The 25,108-nt window shown below is 59.5% G+C and carries 20 protein-coding genes and 1 pseudogene; 17 read left to right on the forward strand and 4 right to left on the reverse strand.

The features are described 5' to 3' along the window. Window positions 1–202 precede the first annotated feature (202 nt). Complete coding sequence (locus tag J2Y56_RS11710; RefSeq protein WP_007947633.1) at window positions 203–565, forward strand: hypothetical protein; 363 nt, start codon at window positions 203–205, stop codon at window positions 563–565. A gap of 20 nt (window positions 566–585) precedes the next feature. Here J2Y56_RS11710 and J2Y56_RS11715 read toward each other — a convergent pair whose 3' ends face one another. Then, on the reverse strand, window positions 586–774 hold the full coding sequence (locus J2Y56_RS11715) for a hypothetical protein (protein WP_007947632.1): 189 nt from the start codon (window positions 772–774) through the stop codon (window positions 586–588). A gap of 394 nt (window positions 775–1,168) precedes the next feature. Here J2Y56_RS11715 and J2Y56_RS11720 point away from each other — a divergent pair, with 394 nt between their 5' ends. From J2Y56_RS11720 to J2Y56_RS11760, 9 genes are all read left to right on the forward strand, one after another. Continuing rightward, complete coding sequence (locus J2Y56_RS11720; RefSeq protein WP_310350255.1) at window positions 1,169–2,410, forward strand: MFS transporter; 1,242 nt, start codon at window positions 1,169–1,171, stop codon at window positions 2,408–2,410. A gap of 21 nt (window positions 2,411–2,431) precedes the next feature. Next, on the forward strand, window positions 2,432–3,562 hold the full coding sequence (locus tag J2Y56_RS11725; protein WP_310334445.1) for an acyl-protein synthase: 1,131 nt from the start codon (window positions 2,432–2,434) through the stop codon (window positions 3,560–3,562). Between the two features lies 1 nt (window position 3,563). Next, the gene (locus J2Y56_RS11730) at window positions 3,564–5,978 is read left to right on the forward strand and encodes an acyl-CoA reductase (RefSeq protein ID WP_310350258.1); all 2,415 of its coding nucleotides are present in this window, start codon (window positions 3,564–3,566) and stop codon (window positions 5,976–5,978) included. A 53-nt stretch (window positions 5,979–6,031) separates the two neighbouring features. Then, window positions 6,032–7,321, forward strand: a complete 1,290-nt coding sequence (locus tag J2Y56_RS11735) for a phenylacetate--CoA ligase family protein (RefSeq protein WP_310350261.1) — start codon at window positions 6,032–6,034, stop codon at window positions 7,319–7,321. Further along, window positions 7,321–8,256 carry a GNAT family N-acetyltransferase gene (locus J2Y56_RS11740; RefSeq protein WP_310350263.1) on the forward strand — a complete coding sequence of 312 codons (936 nt, stop codon included), beginning with the start codon at window positions 7,321–7,323 and terminating at the stop codon, window positions 8,254–8,256. Before J2Y56_RS11735 ends, J2Y56_RS11740 begins: the two co-directional genes overlap by 1 nt. Before the next feature lie 203 nt (window positions 8,257–8,459). After that, on the forward strand, window positions 8,460–8,906 hold the full coding sequence (locus J2Y56_RS11745) for a DUF411 domain-containing protein (RefSeq protein ID WP_007948615.1): 447 nt from the start codon (window positions 8,460–8,462) through the stop codon (window positions 8,904–8,906). Continuing rightward, entirely contained in the window at window positions 8,906–9,340 is a 435-nt protein-coding gene (locus tag J2Y56_RS11750) for a YqaA family protein (protein WP_007948614.1), read from the forward strand. Before J2Y56_RS11745 ends, J2Y56_RS11750 begins: the two co-directional genes overlap by 1 nt. An 85-nt stretch (window positions 9,341–9,425) precedes the next feature. After that, complete coding sequence (locus tag J2Y56_RS11755) at window positions 9,426–10,451, forward strand: alpha/beta hydrolase (protein ID WP_310350266.1); 1,026 nt, start codon at window positions 9,426–9,428, stop codon at window positions 10,449–10,451. 13 nt (window positions 10,452–10,464) lie between these two features. Then, window positions 10,465–11,418: a D-2-hydroxyacid dehydrogenase family protein gene (locus J2Y56_RS11760; protein WP_310350268.1), complete on the forward strand. Its 954-nt coding sequence runs from the start codon at window positions 10,465–10,467 to the stop codon at window positions 11,416–11,418. 258 nt (window positions 11,419–11,676) lie between these two features. On the opposite strand, the gene J2Y56_RS11765 is transcribed toward J2Y56_RS11760, so the two are convergent. The 3 genes from J2Y56_RS11765 to J2Y56_RS11775 all read right to left on the reverse strand — a co-directional run bounded on the left by J2Y56_RS11765 (window position 11,677) and on the right by J2Y56_RS11775 (window position 13,273). Then, window positions 11,677–12,036: a DUF6124 family protein gene (locus tag J2Y56_RS11765; RefSeq protein WP_310350271.1), complete on the reverse strand. Its 360-nt coding sequence runs from the start codon at window positions 12,034–12,036 to the stop codon at window positions 11,677–11,679. A 336-nt stretch (window positions 12,037–12,372) separates the two neighbouring features. After that, window positions 12,373–12,960: a hypothetical protein gene (locus tag J2Y56_RS11770; RefSeq protein WP_310350274.1), complete on the reverse strand. Its 588-nt coding sequence runs from the start codon at window positions 12,958–12,960 to the stop codon at window positions 12,373–12,375. 16 nt (window positions 12,961–12,976) lie between these two features. After that, window positions 12,977–13,273, reverse strand: a complete 297-nt coding sequence (locus J2Y56_RS11775) for a hypothetical protein (RefSeq protein ID WP_310350277.1) — start codon at window positions 13,271–13,273, stop codon at window positions 12,977–12,979. A gap of 286 nt (window positions 13,274–13,559) precedes the next feature. Here J2Y56_RS11775 and J2Y56_RS11780 point away from each other — a divergent pair. The 7 genes and pseudogenes from J2Y56_RS11780 to glgX form a co-directional block, all read left to right on the forward strand. After that, window positions 13,560–13,688 (forward strand): annotated as a pseudogene (locus tag J2Y56_RS11780) (D-2-hydroxyacid dehydrogenase family protein); the annotation flags it as partial. A 562-nt stretch (window positions 13,689–14,250) separates the two neighbouring features. After that, entirely contained in the window at window positions 14,251–15,837 is a 1,587-nt protein-coding gene (gene glgA, locus J2Y56_RS11785; RefSeq protein ID WP_310350280.1) for a glycogen synthase GlgA, read from the forward strand. Between the two features lie 13 nt (window positions 15,838–15,850). Then, a complete protein-coding gene (treZ, locus tag J2Y56_RS11790; RefSeq protein WP_007948516.1) occupies window positions 15,851–17,647 on the forward strand; it encodes a malto-oligosyltrehalose trehalohydrolase in 1,797 nt (598 codons plus the stop codon). After that, window positions 17,644–19,722, forward strand: coding sequence for a 4-alpha-glucanotransferase (gene malQ / locus J2Y56_RS11795; RefSeq protein ID WP_007948513.1), 2,079 nt, complete (start codon window positions 17,644–17,646; stop codon window positions 19,720–19,722). Before treZ ends, malQ begins: the two co-directional genes overlap by 4 nt. Next, window positions 19,719–22,496 carry a malto-oligosyltrehalose synthase gene (locus J2Y56_RS11800; RefSeq protein WP_310350284.1) on the forward strand — a complete coding sequence of 926 codons (2,778 nt, stop codon included), beginning with the start codon at window positions 19,719–19,721 and terminating at the stop codon, window positions 22,494–22,496. Before malQ ends, J2Y56_RS11800 begins: the two co-directional genes overlap by 4 nt. Window positions 22,497–22,517: 21 nt before the next feature. After that, the gene (locus tag J2Y56_RS11805; protein ID WP_007948511.1) at window positions 22,518–22,844 is read left to right on the forward strand and encodes a DUF2934 domain-containing protein; all 327 of its coding nucleotides are present in this window, start codon (window positions 22,518–22,520) and stop codon (window positions 22,842–22,844) included. A 103-nt stretch (window positions 22,845–22,947) separates the two neighbouring features. Continuing rightward, window positions 22,948–25,107 carry a glycogen debranching protein GlgX gene (gene glgX / locus J2Y56_RS11810; RefSeq protein ID WP_310350288.1) on the forward strand — a complete coding sequence of 720 codons (2,160 nt, stop codon included), beginning with the start codon at window positions 22,948–22,950 and terminating at the stop codon, window positions 25,105–25,107. The last annotated feature ends 1 nt before the right edge of the window (window position 25,108 follow it).

Consider the following 25,108-nt stretch of genomic DNA (forward strand, 5'->3'; position numbering starts at 1 on the left):
CCTGCCCTCTCACTGAAACGAAACAAAAAAACAAAAATTTAGGCTCGCAAAGACAGTCCAGATGGCCTAAATGACATGACACTCACATGGAGTCGACAAATTTTCTACATCCTGGCCTTCATTATTTGACGCGCTCGTTCGTCTAAATGATTTGAGAGCACCCATCACATTTTCTGGCCGGCTCGGAAAAAGGAGTTATTGCATGTACAACTCGCAACTGCCAATGGACGGTAGCAACGCGCCAACGAGCCCTGCCGTGGGTTCCGTCATTTTCGAACAGCGCAGCGGTAATGAACGCATCCGATTGCTGCTCAAAAGCTTTGGCCTGCGCACCAGCCTGGTTCGCCTCAAAGTCATTGATGCCTTGCTGGCCGCCGCTGAAAGCGAACGCAGCCTTGGCGTGCGCGGCGTGCACAGCCAGTTGCTGGACCTGGGTATACCCCTGTCCTTTCTCAGTGTTCGGGAAGTGTTGAAACGTTTGTGCAGCGAAGGCGTGATCATGCTCAATCCAGACAAAAGCTACAGCCTGCATCCGCACGCTGTAGCCATGCTCCATCGCGAGTGATCAGCTCAACGGGGCGTCGCTCAAGGCTTGACCTTGCGACGCATCATGCCGTTGATCACCACTACCACGACCGCCACACCGATGGCGATGTACTGAAACAGCTTCTCGCTGATGACACCTTCGTTTTGCAGATACGAAAGGCCGAACATGATCCCCAGCACGACCAGGGAGATCAGAATCGAGTATTTCAAACGTTGCGATTGAGTCATTGCGAGTTCCTGAACCTGAAAAAATATCCGCTTTGTATCTGAATGCATGCCAGCCCCCCACCATTGCGTGGGGATGGCGCGCTGCAAACGGGGTGTCATGGTACAGCGGGTGAAGAGATTTGGCTTCATCGCGGCATTGACCATGAGGATTTTGAAGTGTTTCGTCGAATCACACCGCTGATTCTTCCGCACGCCTGAAAAACGCCCGCCCTGTGCGGGCATTTTTCGCACATCTCAATTAATTATTCCATTCCTGCCGCCACACCTCGAAACATAGGGCAATTTATTGAAGCTTTGAGTCTCAATCGTTCAATGGAGCTCTTGCTCTTCGATGAATACTCTTACCGCGCCACAACAACTTAATTAATAAACACGCGCAAAATACAGGGATGTCATGAATAAGCCATTAATCAACATAAGCCCACATCACTTGCTCGGCTTTTGCCTCGCAATAACATTATTCGAACTCCTGACTTACATGGCCAGCGACATGATCATGCCGGCGATGTTGACTGTCACTGATGAACTGAATGCCAGTGCGCGGCACGTTCCTTTTGCCTTCAACCTGTATTTGGCGGGGGGCATACTTTTACAATGGCTTATCGGTCCACTCTCCGATCACTTCGGCCGCCGCAAGATGTTACTCCTCGGTTGTGCGTTATTTGCCGTGGCCAGTAGCGCGGCCTTCAGTGCGAAAAACATTTATATGTTCAACGTATTACGTCTGATACAGGGCATGGGACTGGGGTTTGTTATTGCCGTCAGCTACCCGGCCTTGCAAGAAGTGTTCTGCGAAGCCGACGCGGTAAAAATCATGGCGCTGCTGGGGAACGTTGCCCTGCTTTCTCCCCTTCTTGGGCCATTGCTTGGCAGCCTGTTGCTGGAGTGGCTGAGCTGGCGGGAGCTGTTTTTACTGCTGGGTATCGGCGCCTTGATGGTCTGGGCAGGGCTTTACATGTTCATGCCGGAAACCGTGGGGACGTTGCGCCATGACGGTCAGCGCCTGATGGCGGTACCGTTTGAATGGCGCGGCACCGTATGCCGTTACACCGCGTTGATCACCAACCCGCGATTCCTGAGCGCCACCGTCGCGCTGGGGGTGATGAGCCTGCCATTGATTGCCTGGATCGGGCTGGCGCCGTTGTTACTGATGCAAAACCTGGGGTTTTCTGCGCTTGAGTACGGCCTGTGGCAAATCCCGGTGTTTGCCGCTGTCATTGTTGGCAACCTGATACTCAACCGACTGATTGCCAACACTGAGCTGCCACAACTGGTTCGATACGCGCTCTGGCCGTTATGCGGTGGGCTTATTGCGTTGGTCACCCTCAGTGTCTGCAGCATTTCGACACCTTTGCTGATCGCATGCCTTGGGCTTTACGCCGTCGGCCTTGGCATGAGCAATGCCGCGTTGTACCGCCTTGCGTTGTTTACAAGCGATGACAGCAAGGGGCTGGTCTCGGCCATGATCGGCATGATCTCGATCGTTGTCATGGGTGGCGGCGGTTCGATTCTCGCGGCTGCCGGTGCCGGCAACAGCCATGAATCCTTCTCCCTGATGACGGGTATTGCAGGGCTCTTGTGCCTGCTTCCCTTGCGCTTTTTTCTGCGACACAAGCCTGCCGCGCTTGCCGTCTGATCCCTGAGCAGAGGTCCTTTGATGATCCACTTACCCCACACTGATGCGCTTTGCGCGTTAGCGAAACCCTATTGCCTGGATTCGGTACCCGACGGCCTGTTCGATCGGGCGATGCGCGAAATCAGCCTGTTCCATTTGCAGCACACGCCGGGCTATGAACCCTGGCTGCACGCCAATGGGCTTGATGCCAAGGCGCTGGAGGCGATGGATGACTGGTCAAGACTGCCGCCGATTTTCGCCCATTATTTCAAGCGTCGTCTGTTGTCGAGTCCTTCGGGCGAAGGTGCTCTGGAGCTGACATCGTCTGGCACCAGCGGTCAGAAAAGTCGGATGCGCTATGACACGCGCAGCATGGCCGCCGCGCAAGGCATGGTCAGCCACATTTTCCGGCACTTCGGCTGGGACACCCCCAACAGCCCCTGCAACTACCTGCTGCTGAGCTATGAACCCGAAGCGGCCATTAGCCTGGGGACCGCCTACACCGATCAGTTTCTGTGCAGTTATGCGCCGGTGAATCGAGTCGCCTACGGGCTGCGCCTGACCGGCAAAGGCCACGCCTTCGACCTGTTTGGGGTTGTCCGCGCCTTGCAGGAATTCGCCGAAGAAGACTTGCCCGTGCGCATTCTCGGATTTCCAGCGTTTCTGTCCCAGGTGTTACAGCACATGGACGACACGAGCCTTGCAGACCTCAAGCTGCCGGCCGAGTCATTGGTGTTTCTCGGAGGCGGCTGGAAAACCCAGGCGGCACAAGAGATTCCGCTGTCGCAGTTGTATCAACGCATCCACCGTCAATTGGGGATCGCGCTGTCGCGCTGCCGGGATGGCTATGGTGCCGTGGAGCATGCCGTGCCTTACATCCAGTGTGCTCAACAGCACTTTCATGTGCCGATTTATTCGAAGATTTTCGTACGCAATCCCGCCGATTTCAGCGTCCAGCCCTATGGCCGGCGTGGCTTGCTGGAGTTCGTCTCCCCGTACATTTCTTCAAGCCCGGCGCATGCCGTGGTGATGGGTGACCTGGCGACACTGCACCCCGGCGCCACCTGCGGGTGCGGCCTGGCAACCGACTGGTTTGAACTGCATGGACGCGCCGGAACCACCGCCAGCCGAAGCTGCGCGATGGCCGCGTCCGAACTGATTGAAGGGGCATGACATGTACTTGATCAATGGCCAACTGCGCGACGATGTCACGCTTGAGGCAACCCTTGAAGGGCTGCATCAACAACTGCCACGGCTGCTGAATGCACCGATCGACAGCGATACCGTGATCGAAACCGCCGCGCGCTTTGCTGTGCAATTGCAGGCAAACAGACTCGATCTACCGCTCGATGATGAACAACGCCAGGGGCTGATCGACTTTTGCCAACGCAGCACACTCAGCACCAAGCTTGAGCGAGAGCTGGGCGTGCAACCCCGCTCGCTACGGCGTATCGACTACCAGCAAGCACGCTTTGAAAGCTGGCACCCGCTGGGACTGGTTGTGCATGTGACGCCCGGCAATGCGCCGTTGCTGGCGTTCTGCGCGGTCGTTGAAAGCCTGCTGGCCGGCAACGTCAACTGGCTTCGCCCCAGCTCCAGCGATGAAGGATTGACCGCGCGGTTACTCGCGGCCCTCGTGCAGTGCGACACCAGCGAGACGCTGGCCGATTTCATTGCAGTGCTGCCTGTCAGAACAGCACAGATCCCTCAACTCTGCGCTCACGCCGATGGCGTATCGGCCTGGGGCGGCGAACAGGCGCTTAAAGTCATTCGTCAGCACATCCCGGCCGGATGTCGGTGGATCGATTGGGGCCACCGAATCAGTTTCGCCTATCTGTCGCCGGAGGCGGCCACAATGTCAACGCTTGATGCGTTGGTGGATGAGGTCTGCAGTCTGGACCAACAAGCCTGCTCCAGCCCGCAATGGTTGCTGGTCGACAGTGACGATCCGGCGGTTTTGCAAGACCTGGGGGAGCGACTGGCCGAGTCGTTCAAACGCCGCGCCAACCAGTGGCCGGCGCTGGCCCCAAGCGATCAGGAAGCCTCGGAAATCACCACCCGCAGCGCCATGGCGCGACTGGATCAGTGCTTTGCGAACGAGGCCGGCCAGGTCTGGACCGGCGCCGGATGGCGAATTATCTGGGAGCACCATCAAACACTGGCGCCGTCTCCGCTATTTCGTACTCTGCTGCTCAAACCCGTACCACACCCCCTGATCGCCCAGACACTCCTGCCGTGGCGTAACGTGCTGCAAAGCTGCGCGTTGATCTGTTCGGCGACACAAACGCCGCAATTGGTGCGCACCCTGGTCAACGCGGGAGTCACGCGCATTGCGCCCTGCGGGTCAATTCATGACGGCTACGCCGGTGAGCCGCATGACGGTGTTTACGCATTGGCGCGCCTGAGTCGCCGCCTCTCGGTGAGTCTGGCGCCGAATGCGGTGGCTGGCCGGGCAACCCTCGACGCGCTACCCGCCGCGCCTGATACACGCCTGGCGCCGATCATGGATAAAACCGCCTTCATGACCCAGCCCATCAGGGCCGCGGCACAGCTGTATTTTCGTTCGGGTGGAAGCAGCGGCACGCCAGCGCTGGCGGGGTTCAGTTATCGCGACTTCCAACGGAAGATGCGCGCGGCGGCCGACGGCCTGTTCGCCGCCGGCCTCGACCCTGCGACAGACCGGGTGATGAACCTGTTTTACGGCGGCAGCTTGTACGGCGGGTTTTCCAGTTTTACCAAGGTACTTGAGCAGATGGGAATGACCCATTTCCCGATGGGGGCACCGCCCAATGACGACTTCAGCGAAATAGCCCAAATGATCGCGGACCACCGCGTCACTGTGCTGATCGGCATGCCGAGTACCCTGCACCGCCTGTTCTTCAACGAGCAGGAACGCCTTCGCACGTACGGCGGCATCGGCAAAGTGTTCCTCGGCGGCGAGCACCCGGCCCAGGCCAGCCTGCGCCTGATGGAAAGCTGTGGGGTATCGCAGATTCGCTCGGCGATCTATGGCTCGGTAGACGCCGGCCCTCTGGGGCATGCCTGCGCAGCGACGGCCAACGGGGAGTTTCATTTGATGTGCGATACCCAGCATCTGGAAATCGTACAAATGGACCAGGATGTGCCGGTTCAGGCTGATGAAGTCGGTCGTTTGCTGTTCACTTCCCGGGCACGGCAAGGCCAGGACGTGCGCCGGTATGACGTGGGCGATACCGGTCGCTGGGTTCCCGGCCCCTGCCCCTGTGGACTCGGCTCGCCGCGATTCGAATTGCTGCAACGCCACGGCAAGCTGCTGCGGGTAGGCACGGAATTCATTTCTCCATCAGCGCTACAGGAGAGTGTCGGCAGTCCGATTCAGCTGCTTCTGGACCATGCGCCGAACGGTTTGGAACGGCTGCGGGTTTTCGTCAGTTCAGACAGTGGCAACGTTCGCCAATCCCTGTTGACCGATAAAGCCTTGTCTAGCGCCGTGAACAATGGCTTTTTAACGGTGGAAGTTCACCCGTGCGCGGAATCCGATTTCAAAAGAAATGCACACAGCGGTAAAACCCCATTGGTTATCGATCACCGAGTACAAATAGTCCGCTAATCAGATACACCTCGTCTTTTAACCGCGACATGCCTGATAAAAAAGAGAATCCCGTGAGTACCCTTTATTCGCTTGAACAATTTTTGCCTTATATAAGGCAACACTCGAACTTCTATCGCAAACAGCTGCAACACTTTCCGGCACAAGGTACCACTTTAAAAGATCTACCCATCACCAGCGTGATTGATTATTGGACAGACAGTAACGACTTGAATCATTGGCCGGTACTGACGGGGCAAATCGATAACGGGTTGGTATTTAAAACCGGCGGATCGACCAGCCACGGAAAGCTCAGTGTTTATACGTGCAATGAATGGCTCACACTCGTGAGTACATTCGGCGACAGTGTTGCTTCTCAATTGGAGGATGGTGACCGTGTCGCCAATCTGTTTTTTTCCGGCGATCTTTACGCCAGCTTTGTGTTCATTCATGACTCACTGGCGCACGTCAAAAAGCCCATCTGTGAGTTCCCGTTCACCGGCAATGTCGACATGGACGTGTTGGCCGATGCGATTGATCAGCACCGGATCAACGTGCTGGTTGGCGTACCGGCGCAGTTGTTGCGATTCGCCGCCTACCTGCACCAGCATCAGCGCGTGCTGCTGGAAGTTGAAACGTTGCTGTACGGCGGCGAAAGCCTGTTTCCCGCGCAAATAGTCATTCTCCAGACGGTGTTTCCCAATGTGCGCATTGCCTCCATCGGCTACGCCAGTGTTGATGCCGGCCTGATCGGCGCCAGCAGTCGTGATTGCGCCCTGGGTGAGCACCGGGCGTTTGAACCCTACACGTTGCTGGAAATCGTCGATGAGCTCACCGGCGAAGTCATAGAAGACTGTGATCGCACGGGTTTGCTGGTCGTCACCAACCTGACTCGCCGGCTCATGCCGCTGCTGCGTTATCCAGTGGGCGACCGCGCTTGCTGGCGTGAACCGAGCACCGCACCGAAGCGCAAATTCGCGCTCAAGGGACGCGGCGCCCACAGCCAGCGGGTGCGGGTGGGTTCACTGTCGTTACTGATCGACGAAGTCCTGCCGATCGTGCAACGCATCGCTCACAGCGATCAATGGCAGTTGTTGATCGAGCAAGAGGGGCACAAAGACATTGTGAGCGTGAAGTGGGTGCCTGACACGCCATCAACCGCCACCGTCCACGTCTGCACTGCGCTGTATGAAGCGCTGGCCATGCACTATCCCGGCATTGGGCAACTGAATCGAGAGGGGCTGCTGGAGTTGCGCGTGTTGTCCTGCGCGGCCACCGATTTGCAACTTCACCCGCGATCCGGCAAGCAGATGCGCGTCCTGGACTTGCGTGTGTATGACACGCCTTCAATGGAGCGTGCGTGATGTCGAACCTAGTTTATCGTCGCTACCAGCCGGGTGATGCCCACGCTGTGAGCCAATTGTTTCGCGTGGTCTACGGGGATCATTACGTTCAACCGGATGTTTATCTGCCGAACATGATCAGCCAGCACAATGCCGATGGCCGCTGGACATCGATGCTGGCAGTAGACGGCCAACGCGTTCTTGGGCATGCCGCGTTGTGCAAGGACCCGCTGGCGGATACCCCGGAACTGGCCCTCAGCGTTGTCCATCCTGCCGCACAAAGGCAAAGTATCGCGACGAACCTGAGTCGGGAGTTGCTGATGCAGGCGGGTTCGCTGGGGTTCAACAGTGTCTTGATCAAACAGGTCACCCACCATCCCTACACACAACGCATGGCGCAAAGCATTGGCTTTCACAGCACGGGATTGCTCCCCGACTACGTACCGTCGCCTTTCTGCGAGTCGCTGCCGGAAACCATCGTGATCGGTTGTCAGGTGGCCCAAGGCACTTCGCGCGCGCTGCCTGACATTCAGTGGCCCGAGAGTTGCCGCAGCTTGATGCAGCGCTTGAGCACTGTGTTCGGGACTTCTCGGACCGAGTCATCGCCGCTCTCGATACCGGTACACATCCGGCAGCACCATCATCGTTATGCCATCGTCGTTCACCGCTTGAACGAGCGACTGCTGGACCAGCTCTCGGGGTTACCCGGTCGTTGGCTGATCTCGGTCAAACTCGCATTGTCGCGGCACTTTGCCGAAGACTTGCACCGTCTGACAGGGTGCGGCTTCACCTTCACCGGGTTGATGCCTGCGCACCGCAATTGTGGATGGTTCGCCCTGTTTCATCGGGGCGCGCAGCGGCGCAGCCTCAACCTGCATTGCCCTGACATGCAACAGTTGCACGATGACGTGCAGCGCAACATCAGGGCACTGGACAGCACTCGATCAGCCGCTTGAATCCTTTGTGAAGTCATGAAGTTGCTCGACCGCTAGCCACAGCGCCTGGCCCGTTCTCCGACCTGAATGGGCCAACGGACCCGCTATGGCAGAGCGCGTTGTGGCGAGGGGGCTTGTAAAATTTAGAAACAACCTCCTCCCTCGCCCTAAGCTAAACGGGTCAGAATGCCCATTTTTAATCGCCACCCGAATCGAGATCCCCCATGCGAACCCACCTGCGTCTGGCCGCCCTGAGCGCCCTTCTCATTTCCTCCCTGGCCCAGGCCGCCGACCTGATCCCCATCGAAGTCCACCGCGACGCCAACTGCGGTTGCTGCAAAAAATGGATCAGCCACCTCGAAGCCAATGGCTTCAAGGTAGACGACCGTGTCGAAACCAACATGAGCGAATTCAAGCAACAGCACGGCGTGCCGCCGCGTCTGGCTTCGTGCCATACCGCCGTGATCAACGGCAAGTTTGTCGAAGGTCATGTCCCGGCAGACCAGGTGTTGGCCCTGAGCAAACGTGACGACCTGCTCGGTGTTGCCGCGCCGGGCATGCCCATGGGCTCGCCTGGGATGGAAATGGACGGCATGAGCGATGCCTACCAAGTGATCGGCCTGAAAAAAGACGGCACTGATGTGGTAGTGGCGGACTACCCCGCCCATTGATGTTCGGTGCTTACTTCGGGCTGTTCTTCGCCGCGTTCGGTGCGGCGACGTTGTTGCCGTTGCAGTCCGAAGCGGTGCTGGTGGGGTTGTTGCTCAGCGACGAGTATTGGCTCTGGTCGCTGCTGGCCGTTGCCACGCTGGGCAACGTGCTCGGTTCGCTGGTGAACTGGTGGCTGGGACGCGGCCTCGAACGGTTTCGCGACCGGCGCTGGTTTCCGGTCAGCCCAAGTCATTTGGAACAAGCGCGAAAGCATTATCAGCGCTATGGCCATTGGTCTTTACTACTGAGTTGGGTGCCGATCATCGGCGACCCGCTGACGCTGGTGGCCGGCGTCATGCGCGAACCCTTGGGACGATTCCTGCTGATCGTGACCCTGGCCAAGGGTGCTCGTTATGGCGTGCTGGCCATGGTCACGCTGGGCTGGATGGGTTGAACGATCATGCACGGCGATTGCCTGTGTTTAATGCCGCCCTAATCATGCCGATCCAGCATCGGCCGGTTTCCTACGGAGTTCATCTATGCCCCTTGCCTTCTCCCGCTGGTTGCCCAGCCTTTTGCTGACCGCCGCTCTGCCCTTCGTCGCCCACGCCGAAGGGCCGGAATATGGCCCTGAACTACAGGGCTTCGAATACCCCTACACCGTCAAACACTTTGCCTTTGATTCCCAGGGTAAATCCCTGCAAATGGGTTACATGGACGTCGCCGCCCATGGCAAGGCCAACGGCCGCAGCGTCGTGCTGATGCATGGCAAGAATTTCTGCGCCGCGACCTGGGAAAGCTCGATCAAAGCCCTCAGCGAGGCCGGTTATCGAGTCATCGCCCCGGACCAAATCGGTTTCTGCACCTCCAGCAAGCCTGACCACTATCAGTACAGCTTCCAGCAACTGGCGACCAACACCCAGCAGCTGCTCAAGGCCCTCGGCATTCAGAAGGCCAGCATTCTCGGTCACTCCACCGGCGGCATGCTCGCCACCCGGTACGCGTTGCAATACCCCGAGCAAGTCGAACAACTGGCGCTGGTCAATCCCATTGGCCTGGAAGACTGGAAAGCCCTCGGCGTGCCCTACCGCACCGTCGATCAATGGTACGAGCGCGAACTCAAACTCAACGCCGACGGCATCCGCACCTATGAACGCAACACCTATTACGGTGGTCGCTGGAAGCCGGAATTCGAGCGTTGGGTCGACATGTTGGCCGGTCTGAACAAAGGCCCGGGGCATACGCAAGTCGCGTGGAACTCGGCGCTGATCTACGACATGATCTTCACCCAACCGGTGTATTACGAATTCAAAGACCTGAAGATGCCTACGCTGTTGCTGATCGGAACGTCCGATACCACAGCGATCGGCAGTGACATTGCCTCGCCCGAGGTCAAGGGCAAACTCGGTCATTACAACGTGCTGGGCAAGGACGTGGCAAAACTGATTCCGCAGTCGACCCTGGTCGAATTCCCCGGCATGGGCCACGCGCCGCAAATGGAAGAACCGGCGCAATTCCACAAGGCCTTGCTTGAATGGCTGAACAAAACCAACCCGGTTCATTGATGAGGTAAGGCTGATGGCGGTGCAGATTGCGGTGATCGATGACTGGCAGGACGTCGCGCGCGACGTGGTGGACTGGTCGGCGCTGGACAGCATTGGCGAGGTGAGTTTTGTGCACGACTACCCGGCCGACAATGAAACCCTGGCCAAGCGTCTGGGCAGCTTTGAGGTGATCTGCGTGATGCGTGAACGCACCCGGTTCGATGAGGACCTGTTGCGCCGGTTGCCAAACCTCAAGCTGCTGGTCACCGGCGGCATGCGCAACGCCGCGCTGGACTTCAAAGCGGCCGCTGCGTTGGGGATTCAAGTCTGCGGCACCGACAGCTACAAACACGCTGCGCCGGAACTGACCTGGGCGCTGATCATGGCCGCCACCCGCAACCTCGTCGTCGAAGCCAACGCCTTGCGCGCCGGCCAATGGCAGCAAGGCCTCGGTGGTGACTTGCAGGGCAAAACGTTGGCGATCCTCGGGCTGGGCAGCATCGGCAAGCGCGTCGCGCAATTCGGGCAAGTGTTCGGCATGCGGGTGATTGCCTGGAGCGAAAACCTCACCGCCGTAACGGCTGCCGAAGTCGGCGTGACCTACGTCAGCAAGCAGGAACTGTTCGAACAAGCCGACGTGCTGTCGGTGCATCTTGTGCTCAGTGAGCGCAGCCGTGGCTTGGTCGACGCCCAGGCGCTGGGCTGGATGAAACCCACCGCGCTGCTGGTCAATACCGCCCGTGGGCCGATTGTGGATGAGGCGGCGCTGATCAAGGCGTTGCAAAAGAATCGCTTGGCCGGGGCGGCCCTGGATGTGTTTGAAGTGGAGCCGTTGCCTGAACATCATCCGTTCAGGACGCTGGAGAATGTGCTCGCGACGCCGCATGTCGGGTACGTGAGCCAGCAGAACTACCAGCTGTTTTTTTCGCAGATGGTCGAGGATATTCAGGCGTGGTCAGCGGGAAAACCGATTCGGGTTCTGTCCTGATACCGAGTCATCGTTCTTCGCGGCGTTCCGACGAAGAGGCCCGACCAAACTCCACAAACCCTGCGGCCAACTGCACCCGCAGCTACAACCACAACTGTGGCGAGGGAGGCCCCGCACCGTCCCGCTGGGTTGCGCAGCAGCCCCAAAACTATTGAACGCGGTGTGCCTGACGAAACGAGTTGTCAGTGATCGGGGCCGCTTCGCGGCCCAGCGGGACGGTGCGGCGTTCCGACAAGCTCCCTCGCCACAGGTACTTCGTCAGGACTGCGGATCGACGTTATCCAGCATCCGGTTCACCGCCAGTTCCCCCAACATCACGGAGTGTTGAATCCCCAGCAGGGTGTGGCGCTGTGTACCATCCAACTGCCCCGCGAAATCGCTCAACATCACACTCGCTGACGCCAAAGTCTCACAGGCGTTGACCAGCAGGGTTTCGTTATCGGTGTCGGGTCCGACGAAGTAGATGGTGCTGGGTTTACGTGGGGTGTCTTTGGGAATAACCGGCTTGAGGTAGTAATCGAGGGCGCGGTCGGCGGCGTTGTTGAGTTTTTTGGACTCGGCGGTTTCGTAGGGGGAAACGTCGTCGGTTTCTGGTGGGTTGGGTGTGATTTTGAACATGGTGAAGCTCCTTATACCTGATGGAGCCACTAGAACCTGTCGCTAAACAAGTAAGGGTGGCGGCTGTACGCAGGTTAGCGAACCGAGAGGTATAAGACCCGGCAGACCCGAGGGTCTCCCGCGCACAGCCGCCATATCGACACTGCAGACGTTCGCCTGCAACAAGACTGAAGTGTTGCGCTTATACCTGGTCGGGTCGCTAAACCCGATCGCTGATTGGCAGCGATGCGGGAACGATAAAGATCAGGGTCTAAGCGCACAAGCCGGCGGATTCTGGCGCAGTCGTAGGCAACGACGCAAGGATGTGTAGCCTGAGAGAGTGTTTGGAGATGTATTTTAAACATCTCTGTTTAATTGCTCATTCAGCTGCCATTGACGAAAAACCGGGCCGGTAAATAAATGCGTCCCCTTTTTCCCGGTGTAAACCATCTCGACTCGGTCGCCGATATGGATGCGGCTGTCCTCGGTCTTGACGAACACCGACAGCGGCTTGCTGCCCAGTTTCTCCAGTTCGATGAGGCTTGAATCGTCACCGGGATAGTCATCGAGATTTTCCAGAAGAATCGGCGCTGGCAAGCGTTTTCCAGCCAGGTCAACGTCAACGATGTGCCGGGCTGACCAGGGCGCGTCGGTATCAGGGCCGTTTCCGACCTGGTCGGTAACGGTGAACGAAAATACAAACCGAGGATGGTCTTTGGCAGCCTCCAGGTCCGCTCGTGTGACCGTGAAGCACACCGTCACCGGGGTGTCCGAACCTTGCGCCGGAGCTTGACTTGGGGTCACGGTATGGAAGACGTCATAACCGTTGCAGTTCAGTCGAATGAGGTCGTAAGCCCGGCAATACGGATAACGCACGCATACCTGAACACCGGCCACGGGAAAGTCTGGGCCGACGCCGTTTTTGATCGCATCGGGCAGGAGCAATTCCAGACGGGAATGTTCATGCGGTGGCCCCCGGAGTCATGTCCTGATTGCCCGGCCGGATGTCGTTGTACAGGATTTCCAGCGGTGGTTTGGAGGTGCCTTTGTTTTCACTGTTACGAATCACGGTGTACGTCATCAGGTTAACGATTTTCGGATCCAGTCCATGACGTTTCGGAAGATATATCACTGTGTCGGAAGACTCGGTTTCAGTAGACGCCCAGGCATCGTTCAGTACTACTCCATTCACGTATATCCGGATGGTATCGTTCGGCGCCTGACCCAGGTACGCAGTCACCAATACCAATGCGCCCATTGGCGGCAGGTCCATCTAATGGTGGGGGCACCGCAGTGCGCGCCTACCACGGGTATTGTGCTGCCGAGCAACTTGGGCGGAAACAACTGCAGCACGGTGTTATCGGACGAAGTATCAACAGGCGGATGGTTGGATTCGGCGGTCATGCAAACGCTCCTGCATCGGACATGGCTGGCCTGGTTGCGGCGCAACGGTTGGAGCGATCACACACGGATTGGCAGTGGGCTGACTACTGTCAAATCTGACAGTAGCGACAAGCGGTCAAGCCCTTGAACGGTGGGAGGATCTGGAAAACGTGCTGGCGATACCCCATGTCGGGCATGTATGTCGGCAGAACTACCCGCTGTTCTTTTCGCAGAGGGTCGAAGATATTCAAGCGTGGTCGGCGGGAAAACCGATTCGGGTTTTCACTTAAGACCGAGTCAATTTCATCGCGAGCAGGCTCGCTCCCACAGGGTGTACACGAACCCGGAGCTGGCTTGCCAGCGAAGGGGCAATAAGAACCAACATAAAAAAATCAAAGTGAACGCACCGCAACAGTGCAACCCCAGCTCCTGACCCGCCCATTTTTGTGACTTACCAGTCCCGTTTTGACCTTCCTACAAAAATAAACCTGCACTTCGTCGGTGCGGTCACCCCTTCGTCACGTGGTTCTTTTACCCTGAAAACCGATTGTCGAACAATTTCACCACTTGACCCGCCCCGCTCTAGGATCTGGCCTAGACTCATTTTGCGAGGTAAAACCGGTTGGTCATCTGGCTGTAAAAAACTCGAAACTTTCGGTCCTGGCCATGGGTCAGGGTAAAGGTAGGGCCAACGCGACTGGTGCATTCCTTGCAACGGCCCTTCCACCCATCCGCTTTACCGCATTGGGCAGTGTTTGCTACCGATGCGTGCGCGTTTGCGCCCGGCCACAGGATTTGGCCACACCGTTTGTGCCGGACCTAAGCATTAGATCAACACCACGGGAGATTCACATGATAAGTGCGGCTTTAGATATTCAGGGGGAGCGTGCTCATCAGCAGGTCGGCGAATCGAGCGTCGTCAATGCACCGAGCACACAGTCGATCAGCGTCCCTGGCACCAAGACGCTGACACCGGCTGCCAGTCAGAATCCGAATCGAAAGAAAGTGTTGTTTGTCACCTCCGAGATTGCCGATCTGGTCAAGACCGGCGGTCTGGGCGACGTTTCCGCCGCGCTGCCACGGGCCATGTCACACCTGCACGATGTGCGGGTCCTCATCCCCGGTTACCCGCAAGTGCTGCACAGCGAAAACCCGATCCACATCATTGGTGAACTGGGTGGGCACGCCGCACTGCCGCCCTGCAAGATCGGGCGCATGGACATGCCGGACGGTCTGGTTATTTATGTGTTGATCTGCCCTGAACTCTACGAGCGCGAAGGTTCGCCTTACGGCGCCAACAATGGCCGCGACTGGCCAGACAACCACATTCGTTTCGCCCGCCTGGGTCTCGCCGCCGCGGATATCGCCGCTAATCTCGCACAAATTCACTGGTGCCCGGATCTGGTGCACGCCCATGACTGGCCCGCGGGCCTGGCGCCTGCCTACATGCACTGGCGTGGGCAGCGCACTCCGACCCTGTTCACCATCCATAACCTGGCCTACCAGGGCGTGACCAGCCTCGGCTCGTGCCCCGAGCTGGGGATTCCTACGCACGCCCTGCAACAGGAAGGCATGGAGTTCTACGGCAAGATGTCGTTTCTCAAGGCCGGCATGGCCTATTCGAGCCACATCACCACCGTCAGCGCCACCTACGCCCAGGAAATCACCACGCCAGCCTTCGGCTGTGGCCTCGACGGCTTTCTCGCCGCCAAGACCCAGCAAGGTCTGCTCAGCGGCATTCCCAACGGCATCGATGAAAGCTGGGACGCGGCCACGGATTCGCACCTGTTCTGCCCCTTCAGCATCGGTGACTGGGACGGTAAAGCCGTCAACGCCGCGCATGTACGCGAGCTGTTCGGCCTGGCTGATTCAGAAGGTCCGCTGTTTGCCGTGGTTTCACGTCTGGTCTATCAAAAGGGCCTGGACCTGACCGAAGCGGTCTCCGAATACATCGTCAAATCCGGCGGTCAGATTGCAATCATTGGCCGTGGCGAGCCGGAAGAAGAACAAGCCATGCGTGAACTGGCCCTGCGTTTTCCAGGGCAGATCGGCGTGCGCATCGGCTTCAACGAAACCGACGCCCGACGCATGTTCGCCGGTAGCGATTTCCTGCTGATGCCGTCTCGTTATGAACCCTGCGGCCTGAGCCAGATGTACGCCCAGCGCTTCGGTTCGCTCCCAGTGGCACGCAATACCGGTGGCCTGGCCGACACCATTGAAAACGGCGTGACCGGTTTCCTCTTCGATGAATCCACCGTCGATAGCTACCAGGAAGCACTGAGCCGGGCGTTCAAGGTGTTCGCCTTCCCCGACCTGCTCCATGCCATGCGGTGTCGGGCCATGGCCGCACCGTTCAACTGGTGCAAGGCGGTGGAACCCTACGCTGAACTCTATGAACAGCTTGTGGCCAAGGCCCTGGGTAAATCGGGCCGACAGTAAGAGGTTTTCAACGATGCCGTTACGGACCCTTGAGACCTGGCCCCACGGCGCAATCATGCTGGACGCAGAGCACACGCGTTTTGCCTTGTGGGCGCCTGATGCGTTTTACGTCAGTGTCGAACTGGAAAATGGACAATCCTTGCCGTTGCTGCCTCAGGCAGATGGCTGGTTCGTGATCAAGACCCGCTGCCCGGCGGGCACCCGTTACCGCTACAACATCGATGGCAAGCTGGAGGTGCCGGACCCGGCCTCCCGCGCGCAAGCCGGCGATATCGGCAGTCACAGTGTGGTGGTCGATCCGCTAGCCTTTCGATGGCAACACAACACCTGGCACGGTCGGCCATGGAACGAGGCGATCATCTACGAGCTGCACGTCGGTGTGCTCGGCGGTTTCAGTGCTGTCGAGCAACACCTGTCGCGCCTTGTCGAACTCGGCATCACCGCGATTGAGCTGATGCCGCTGGCGCAGTTCCCCGGTGAGCGCAATTGGGGTTACGACGGCGTCTTGCCGTATGCACCCCAGGCTTCCTATGGTTCGCCCGAACAACTCAAACACCTGATCGACACCGCCCATGGCCTGGGCCTGGCGGTGATTCTCGACGTGGTTTACAACCACTTCGGCCCGGATGGCAATTACCTGCACCACTACGCCAAGGGCTTTTTCCGCGAAGACAGACACACGCCGTGGGGGGCGGCCATCGACTTCCGGCAACGCGAGGTGCGGGATTTCTTCATCGACAATGCGTTGATGTGGCTGCTGGAATATCGCTTTGACGGTTTGCGCCTGGACGCGGTGCACGCCATTGAAAGCCCGGACTTCCTTGAAGAATTGGCCCAACGGATCCGCCAGCAAACCGAACCCGCACGCCATGTGTGGCTGATGGTGGAAAACGAACACAATGAAGCCAAGTTGCTGCAACAAGGCTTCGATGCGCAGTGGAACGATGATGGTCACAACGCCCTGCATGTGTTGCTGACTGGCGAAACCGACGCCTACTACGCCGATTACGCCGAACAGCCCACCGAACAACTCGCTCGCTGCCTGAGCCAGGGTTTTGTGTTTCAGGGCCATATCACTCGCCACGGCACACCGCGAGGTGAGCCCAGTGGTCATTTGCCGCCGACAGCGTTCGTGCTGTTTCTGCAAAACCATGACCAGATCGGCAACCGCGCACTGGGCGAACGCCTGCATCAACTGACCCACCCTGATGCGCTCTATGCGGCCACCGCATTACTGCTGATGTCGCCGATGATCCCGCTGATGTTCATGGGGGACGAATTCGCCGCGCAGGCTCCGTTTCTGTTTTTCACCAGCCACCACGGTGAACTCGCAGAATTGGTGCGCGAAGGTCGACGCAACGAGTTCGCGGCGTTCAGTGCCTTCGCCGATCCGCACAAGCGTGAACGGATTCCCGACCCGAATGCACCTCAGACCTTTGAAGCGTCGCAACCGAAGCGCAGCGCCAGCGCACTGCCGGCCATTCATGATCTGTATCGCCGCCTGTTACAGCTGCGCCACGAGCACCTCATCCCGCGTCTGCCCGGCACCCAGGCACTGGGCGCGGATGTGCTCGGGCACGGCGCGCTGAGCGCACGCTGGCGGTTGGGCGATGGCAGCGAACTGCGCATTGACCTGAACCTCAGCGACGTGCCCGTGGTCCACACCCCTGAGGCCGACACCCGCGTGCTGTTCGAACACCCGCCCCACTCAGCCGGCCTGTTGCGTCAGGGCAAACTTGCCCCGTATTGCGCGCTAGTCAGCCTCACCGCTGCAGCCCCTTTGCTACCCCCGCATGGAGAGCGCCCATGAGCGATGCGCAACTTGAAATACTGGCCAGCCGCGCAGGCTTGGCCGTCGACTGGATCGACGCCAATGGTCGCGCACAGAAAGTCGGCCCCTCGGTGTTACGCGCCGTGCTCACGGGCCTCGGCCACCCGGCCGGCAGTGCCCAGGAAATCGACGCGAGCCTGCTGGAGCTGCAAGCCGTCCAGCAGACTCACCGCCTGCCGCCGCTGATGACGGTCGACTTCGGTGCCGGTCTCGATCTGGCACGTTACTTCGAGCCTGAAACCCCTTGCGACATTCATCTCGAAGACGGCTCGCGGATCTACCTGAAGCTCGATGCCCAGGCGGTGCTGCCCGGGCTGATTCCGGTCGGCTACCAGCACGTCAGCATCAATGGCCAATCCTTCACCCTCGCGGTGGCGCCCGAGCGCTGCTACAGCGTGGGCGACGCCGTGGACAATCCGATTCCGCGTACTTGGGGCCTGAGCGTGCAGCTGTACGCTCTGCGACGTACCGGCGATGGTGGTTTCGGCGATACCCAGGCACTGGAAGACCTCGCGCGGGTGGCAGGCGAACGCGGCGCCGAAGCGCTGGCGATCAGTCCGTTGCACGCGATGTTTGGCAGCGATACGCAGCGCTACAGTCCTTACTCGCCCTCCAGCCGTTTGTTTCTCAACAGCCTGTACGCCGCGCCCGGCGCCATCCTCGGTGAGCGGGCGATGCGCACGGCGATTGACGCCACGGGGCTGGCCGCAGAACTGCAACAACTCGAAGAACGCCCGCTGATCGACTGGCCCGTGGCCGCGCACGCCAAACATCGCATTTTGCTGTCGTTGTACGAAGGCTTTGTCCAGGGCGAACACCCCTTGCACGAAGACTTCAGCAGCTTCCGCCATGCCTCGGGCGAAGCGCTGGAAAACCACTGCCGCTTCGAAGCCCTGCAGGAAGCCCGCGCCGCCCGGGGTGAAAGCCTCGACTGGCGCGAATGGCCCGAACAATGGCGCGACCCGCGCAGCGTCGCCCTGGCCGAATTCGCAGAAGAGAACGCTACACGCATCGGCTTTTTCGCCTTCTGCCAATGGTTGATCACCCGCTGCCTTGAGCGTGCGCAAACCGCCGCCCGCAGCGCCGGCATGAGCATCGGGCTGATCGCCGACCTCGCCGTCGGTGCCGACGGTGGCGGCAGTCAGGCCTGGAGCCGCCAGGACGAACTACTCGCCTCGCTGACGGTGGGTGCGCCGCCGGACATTCTCAACCGCACCGGCCAGGGCTGGGGCATTTCCGCGTTTTCGCCTGAAGGTCTGGTGCGCAACGGGTTTCGCGCGTTTATCGAAATGCTCCGCGCCAATTTCGCCCACGCCGGCGGCCTGCGGATCGACCACATCATGGGCCTGCAACGGCTGTGGGTGATTCCCAATGGCGCGTCTCCCCGGGATGGCGCCTACCTTTACTACCCGGTCGACGACTTGCTGCGTTTGCTGTCGCTCGAATCCCATCGGCATCAAGCGATAGTGCTCGGCGAAGACCTCGGTACCGTGCCTGATGGCCTGCGCGAAAAGCTCATCGCTCGTTCGATCCTCGGCATGCGTGTGCTGCTGTTTGAACAGGACAACGCCCACTTCAAGCCCATCCTCGACTGGCCAGACAACGCGCTGGCAACCACCAGCACCCATGACTTGCCGACGCTCAATGGCTGGTGGCATGGGCGCGACATCGACTGGAACGCCCGGCTCAGCCTGATAGACGCCAGCGGCGAAATCGAGTGGCGCCAACACCGCGAGCGCGAACGTGAAGGCCTGCGCCGGGTGTTGAGCGAAGACCCGCAGAACTTTCGCGAGGAGTCCCACGAAACCGATCAAGTGCTCGACGCCAGCATCCGGTTCCTCGGGCATACCCGCGCGCCCCTGGTCTTGCTGCCACTGGAAGATGCCTTGGGCATCGAACAGCAGGCCAACCTGCCCGGCACCATCGACACCCACCCCAACTGGTCACGACGCCTGCCCGGTGACAGCGAAGCCCTGCTCGATGACCCGGACGCGGCCCGACGCCTGGAACTGCTCGCCTGCGCGCGGCTTCAGGCGGGCGAGCGTGACCAATGACGGCGCCGTTTATTCAACCGCTGCGGGCGACCCTGCGGCTGCAATTTCATAAAGGCTTCACGCTGGATCAAGCAGTGCCATTGGTGCCGTATTTTGCCCGTCTGGGCATCAGCCACGTTTATGCCTCGCCGCTGCTGGCCGCCCGCGCCGGGTCCATGCATGGCTACGACGTGGTGGACCCGACCACGGTCAACCCCGAACTGGGTGGCGAAGCCGCGCTGCGACGTTTGGTCAGCGCCCTGCGCGAGCAGCGGATGGGGTTGATCCTCGACATCGTGTCCAACCACATGGCCGTCGGTGGTGCTGATAATCCCTGGTGGCTGGACTTGCTGGAATGGGGGCGATTGAGCCCGTTCGGCGAGTTTTTTGACATTCAGTGGCACTCGCCGGACCCCTTGATGGAAGGTCAGTTATTGCTGCCATTCCTGGGCAGCGACTACGGCATCGCCTTGCAGGACGGCACCTTGCCCTTGCGCTTCGATGCGCAGGGCGGCAGCTTTTACGTGCAGCATTACGATCACCGCTTCCCGATCTGCCCGATGAATTATGGCGAACTGCTGCCCACCGGTGGTGAACCGCTGAAATCGCTGGCGGAACGCTTCACGACCCTGAGCTACCAGACTGACGCCCACAGTCTGGCGCTGCCGCTGAAAGCCGAACTGCACGAACTGGCCAGCGATCCCGTGATACACCAGTCCATCGAGCAGCATCTGGGCACTTATGACTCGCTCACCCTCGACGGTTTCCAACGCTTGCATAATCTGCTTGAACGCCAGAGTTACCGGCTGGCGAGTTGGCGCACGGCAGCGGATGACATCAACTGGCGGCGCTTTTTCGATGTCAACGAACTGGGCGGTTTGCGCGTCGAACGACCGGCCGTGTTCGAGGCCACCCACGCGAAAATCTTCGAACTGGTCGAGCAAGGGCTGGTGGACGGTTTGCGCATCGATCATATCGACGGCCTCGCCGATCCCCGTGGCTACTGCCGCAAATTGCGACGCCGGGTCGATAGCCTGTCACCGGACCGACACCTGCCGATCTACGTCGAGAAGATCCTTGGCGAAGGCGAAACCCTGCACCGCGACTGGTCGGTGGATGGCACCACCGGATACGAATTCATGAACCAGGTGTCGCTGCTGCAACACGACCCGCAAGGCGCCCAGACCTTGGGCGAACGTTGGCAGCACTGCAGCGAACGTCCTGCCGATTTCCGCCAGGAAGCGCAACTGGCACGTCAGCAAATCCTCAACGGCTCCTTGGCCGGCGATTTCGAAAGCGTGGCCCAGGCCTTGCTGCAAGTGGCCCGGGACAACCTGATGAGCCGCGACCTGACGCTCGGTGCAATCCGCCGGGCGTTGCAGGAATTGATCGTGCACTTCCCCGTTTACCGCACGTACATCAGCCCTCGTGGCCGTTCGACTGAAGACGATGTGTTTTTCCAGCAGGCGTTGGACGGTGCGCGGCAAACACTGAGCGAAGCCGATTGGCCGGTGCTCGACTGTCTGGCCGGCTGGCTCGGCGGCGAGCCCTGGCGCAAACGTCCGGTGGGTCGCCAGCGCAAGATGCTCAAGCATGCCTGCGTGCGCTTTCAGCAACTGACCTCACCGGCCGCCGCCAAAGCGGTTGAAGACACCGCGTTCTATCGCTCGGCGGTGTTGCTGTCGCGCAATGACGTCGGCTTCAGCACCGAACAGTTCAGCGCCCCGCTGTCGGACTTCCATGCCGTCTGTGCCAAACGCCTGGCCGAATTCCCGGACAACCTGCTGGCCACCGCCACCCACGACCACAAACGCGGCGAAGACACCCGTGCCCGTTTGGCCGTATTGAGTGAACGCAGCGCCTGGTACGCCGAGCAAGTCCCGCTCTGGAGAACCCTCGCCGAACCGCTGAGGGACGACGACCACATGCCGACGGCGGGTGATGAGTTAATCCTGTACCAGGCGATTCTCGGCAGTTGGTCGCTGACCCTGCATGGCGACGATCAGCCTGCGCTTGAGGACTACGCCAAACGCCTCTGGCGGTGGCAACAAAAAGCCCTGCGCGAAGCCAAGCTGCAAAGCAGTTGGAGCGCACCGAACGAACCCTATGAACACGCCATGCAGGTGTTTATCGAACGTCTGTTTCTGGCCCCCGAAGGTGAGCCGTTACGCGCAGCCCTCGACCAAGCGGTTCAGGCCATCGCCGCACCCGGCGCCCTCAATGGATTGGCGCAAACCTTGCTGCGCATGACCGTGCCGGGGGTGCCGGACCTCTATCAGGGCAACGACTTCTGGGACTTCAGCCTGGTGGATCCGGACAACCGCCGGCCGGTGGATTACGCCAGTCGTCAACGGGCCCTTCAAGCCACACCGGACGTGCCCGAGCTGTTGGCGAACTGGCGTGACGGGCGCATCAAGCAGACGCTGATCGCCGAGGTACTGAACCTGCGGGCCGAGCATGCCGACCTGTTTTCGCGAGGGTCGTATCAAGCCCTTGAAGTGCTCGGCAGCCAGGCACATCGAGTGCTGGCTTTTGCTCGCTCGCTTGAAGGCAAGCGCGCCATCGTGATCGTGCCGATACGCTGCGCCGATCTGCTGAAAAACAGTGCTGAACCAAGGATGGATGCGCTGCAGTGGGGCGATACGCGGGTCAAATTGCCGTTCGCCGCCTCTGACGAAAATTTGAAGGGACTTTTTTCCAGCGTTGCAGTCACAAAACACAGGGAGCTGAACATCGGCGCCGCGCTGGAGGTTGTCCCGGTCAATCTCTTTATCCAACTCTTTACCCAAGCTTGAGTTCAGTTCAGGAGCATTGCGATGAGTACCGACGATAAACGCGTTCGCGAATTTGCCTATCAGATCTGGGAATCTGAAGGGAAGCCGGAGGGCCAGGAAGCCCGGCACTGGGAAATGGCTCGCAAGTTGGCCGAAGCAGAAGCCCTGGCACCGAAAAAATCAACGAAAGCGACCGCCGCGAAATCTGCGGCCGGCAAGGCCAATGGTGCACTGGACGGGAATGCCAGCGAAACCAAACCCAAGGTCAAAGCCAAGGCCAAGCCTGCTGCGGCGTCGAAAGTGATCCCACCGGGGGAAAAAGCCGTCGAGAAAAAGCCTCGCGCGGCGAAAAAGCCACCGATCACCTGACGTTCTAAACGATAGATATCGATCAATGACGTGGCGAGCCCGCTCGCCACTGGGGCCGCGTTCGTCCTCGAAAAAACCTTGATCCCCACATGCAGGAGCACGTATGACCACGCCAAAAAAAGCCGCGCCAGAGCCTCACGCCGAGGCATCGCGAATTCGTGAAGGCTTGCCCTTCCCGCTGGGCGCAACCAGGGATGGCCTTGGGGTCAACTTCGCCTTGTTTTCCGCCAACGCCACCAAGGTGGAACTGTGCATCTTCGATGACGCCGGCGAGGTGGAACTGGAGCGCATCGAACTGCCGGAATACACCGACGAGATCTACCACGGCTACTTGCCCGACGCCCATCCAGGCCTGATCTACGGCTATCGCGTCTATGGCCCGTACGACCCGGCCAACGGTCATCGCTTCAACCACAACAAATTGTTGATCGACCCCTACGCCAAGCAATTGGTCGGTGAGTTGAAATGGTCCGAAGCGCTGTTCGGCTACACCATCGGTCACCCCGATGCCGACCTCAGTTTCGATGAACGCGACAGCGCGCCCTTCGTGCCCAAATGCAAAGTCATCGACCCGGCGCACACCTGGGGCCACGACCATCGCGTCAGCGTGCCGTGGGACAAAACGATCATCTACGAGACCCACGTGCGCGGCATCAGCATGCGTCACCCTTCTGTGCCCGAGAATGTTCGCGGCACGTTCGCCGGGTTAATGGTGGACGACGTGCTGGAACACATCCGCAAACTCGGGGTGTCGTCGGTTGAATTGCTGCCGATCCACGCGTTCGTCAATGACCAGCACTTGTTGCACAAGGGCATGACCAATTATTGGGGCTACAACAGCATCGCGTTCTTTGCCCCGGACCCGCGCTACCTGGCCAGCGGCAAGATCGCCGAGTTCAAGGAAATGGTCGCGCACCTGCACGAAGCCAATCTGGAAGTGATCCTCGACGTGGTCTACAACCACACGGCCGAGGGCAATGAACAAGGACCGACCTTGTCCATGCGCGGCATCGACAACGTCTCGTACTACCGTTTGATGCCCGAGGACAAACGTTTCTACATCAACGATTCCGGGACCGGCAACACCCTGGATTTGAGCCACCCTTGCGTGTTGCAAATGGTCACCGACTCCTTGCGCTACTGGGCGTCGGAAATGCACGTCGACGGTTTCCGCTTCGACCTGGCGACCATTCTCGGTCGTTACCACGACGGCTTTGATGAGCGTCACAGCTTCCTCGTGGCTTGCCGCCAGGACCCGGTGCTGCGTCAGGTGAAGATGATTGCCGAACCGTGGGACTGCGGTCCCGGCGGTTATCAGGTCGGTAACTTCCCGCCAGGCTGGGTGGAGTGGAACGACAAATTCCGCGACACCGTGCGCGCGTTCTGGAAAGGTGACGACGGCCAACTTGCCGATTTCGCCAGCCGCATGACCGCCTCCGGCGAGATGTTCAACCAGCGTGGCCGACGCCCTTATGCGTCGTTGAATTTCATCACGGCTCACGACGGTTTCACCCTCAACGACCTAGTGTCGTACAACGACAAGCACAACGAAGCCAACGACGAGAACAATCAGGACGGCAGTAATAACAACCTGTCCTGGAACCACGGCGTCGAAGGCCCGACCGACGATCCCGAAATCAACGAGTTGCGCCAGCGACAAATGCGCAACTTCTTCGCCACGCTGCTGCTGTCCCAAGGCACGCCGATGCTGGTGGCCGGCGACGAATTCGCCCGCACTCAGGAAGGCAACAACAACGCCTATTGCCAGGACAGCGAGATCGGTTGGGTCAATTGGGACTTGAGCGAAGACGGCAAGGCCCTGCTCAAGTTCGTCAAACGCCTGATCAAGCTGCGTCTGACTTACCCGATCCTGCGTCGCGGGCGTTTCGTGGTGGGCAATTACAACGAGGACATCGGCGTCAAGGACGTGACCTGGCTCGCGCCGGACGGCACTGAAATGTCCCAGGAGCAATGGGGCGAGGGCCACGGTCGCTGCCTTGGCATCTTGCTCGACGGCCGCGCCCAGGAAACCGGCATCCGCCGTAAAGGCGCGGACGCAACGCTGTTGCTGGTGGTCAACGCGCACCACGACATCGTCAACTTCACCTTGCCGCAAGTGCCCGATGGCGGACACTGGACCTGCATGATCGACACCAATGAACCGTCGATTCGCGGCCAGGAACGCTTCGAATTCGATCACGAATATTCGGTGACCGGCCGATCATTGCTGCTGTTCGAATTACAGCATGAGGAAGACGAGTGAA

This window comes from Pseudomonas sp. BE134 (assembly GCF_031456105.1).
Taxonomy (GTDB): domain Bacteria; phylum Pseudomonadota; class Gammaproteobacteria; order Pseudomonadales; family Pseudomonadaceae; genus Aquipseudomonas.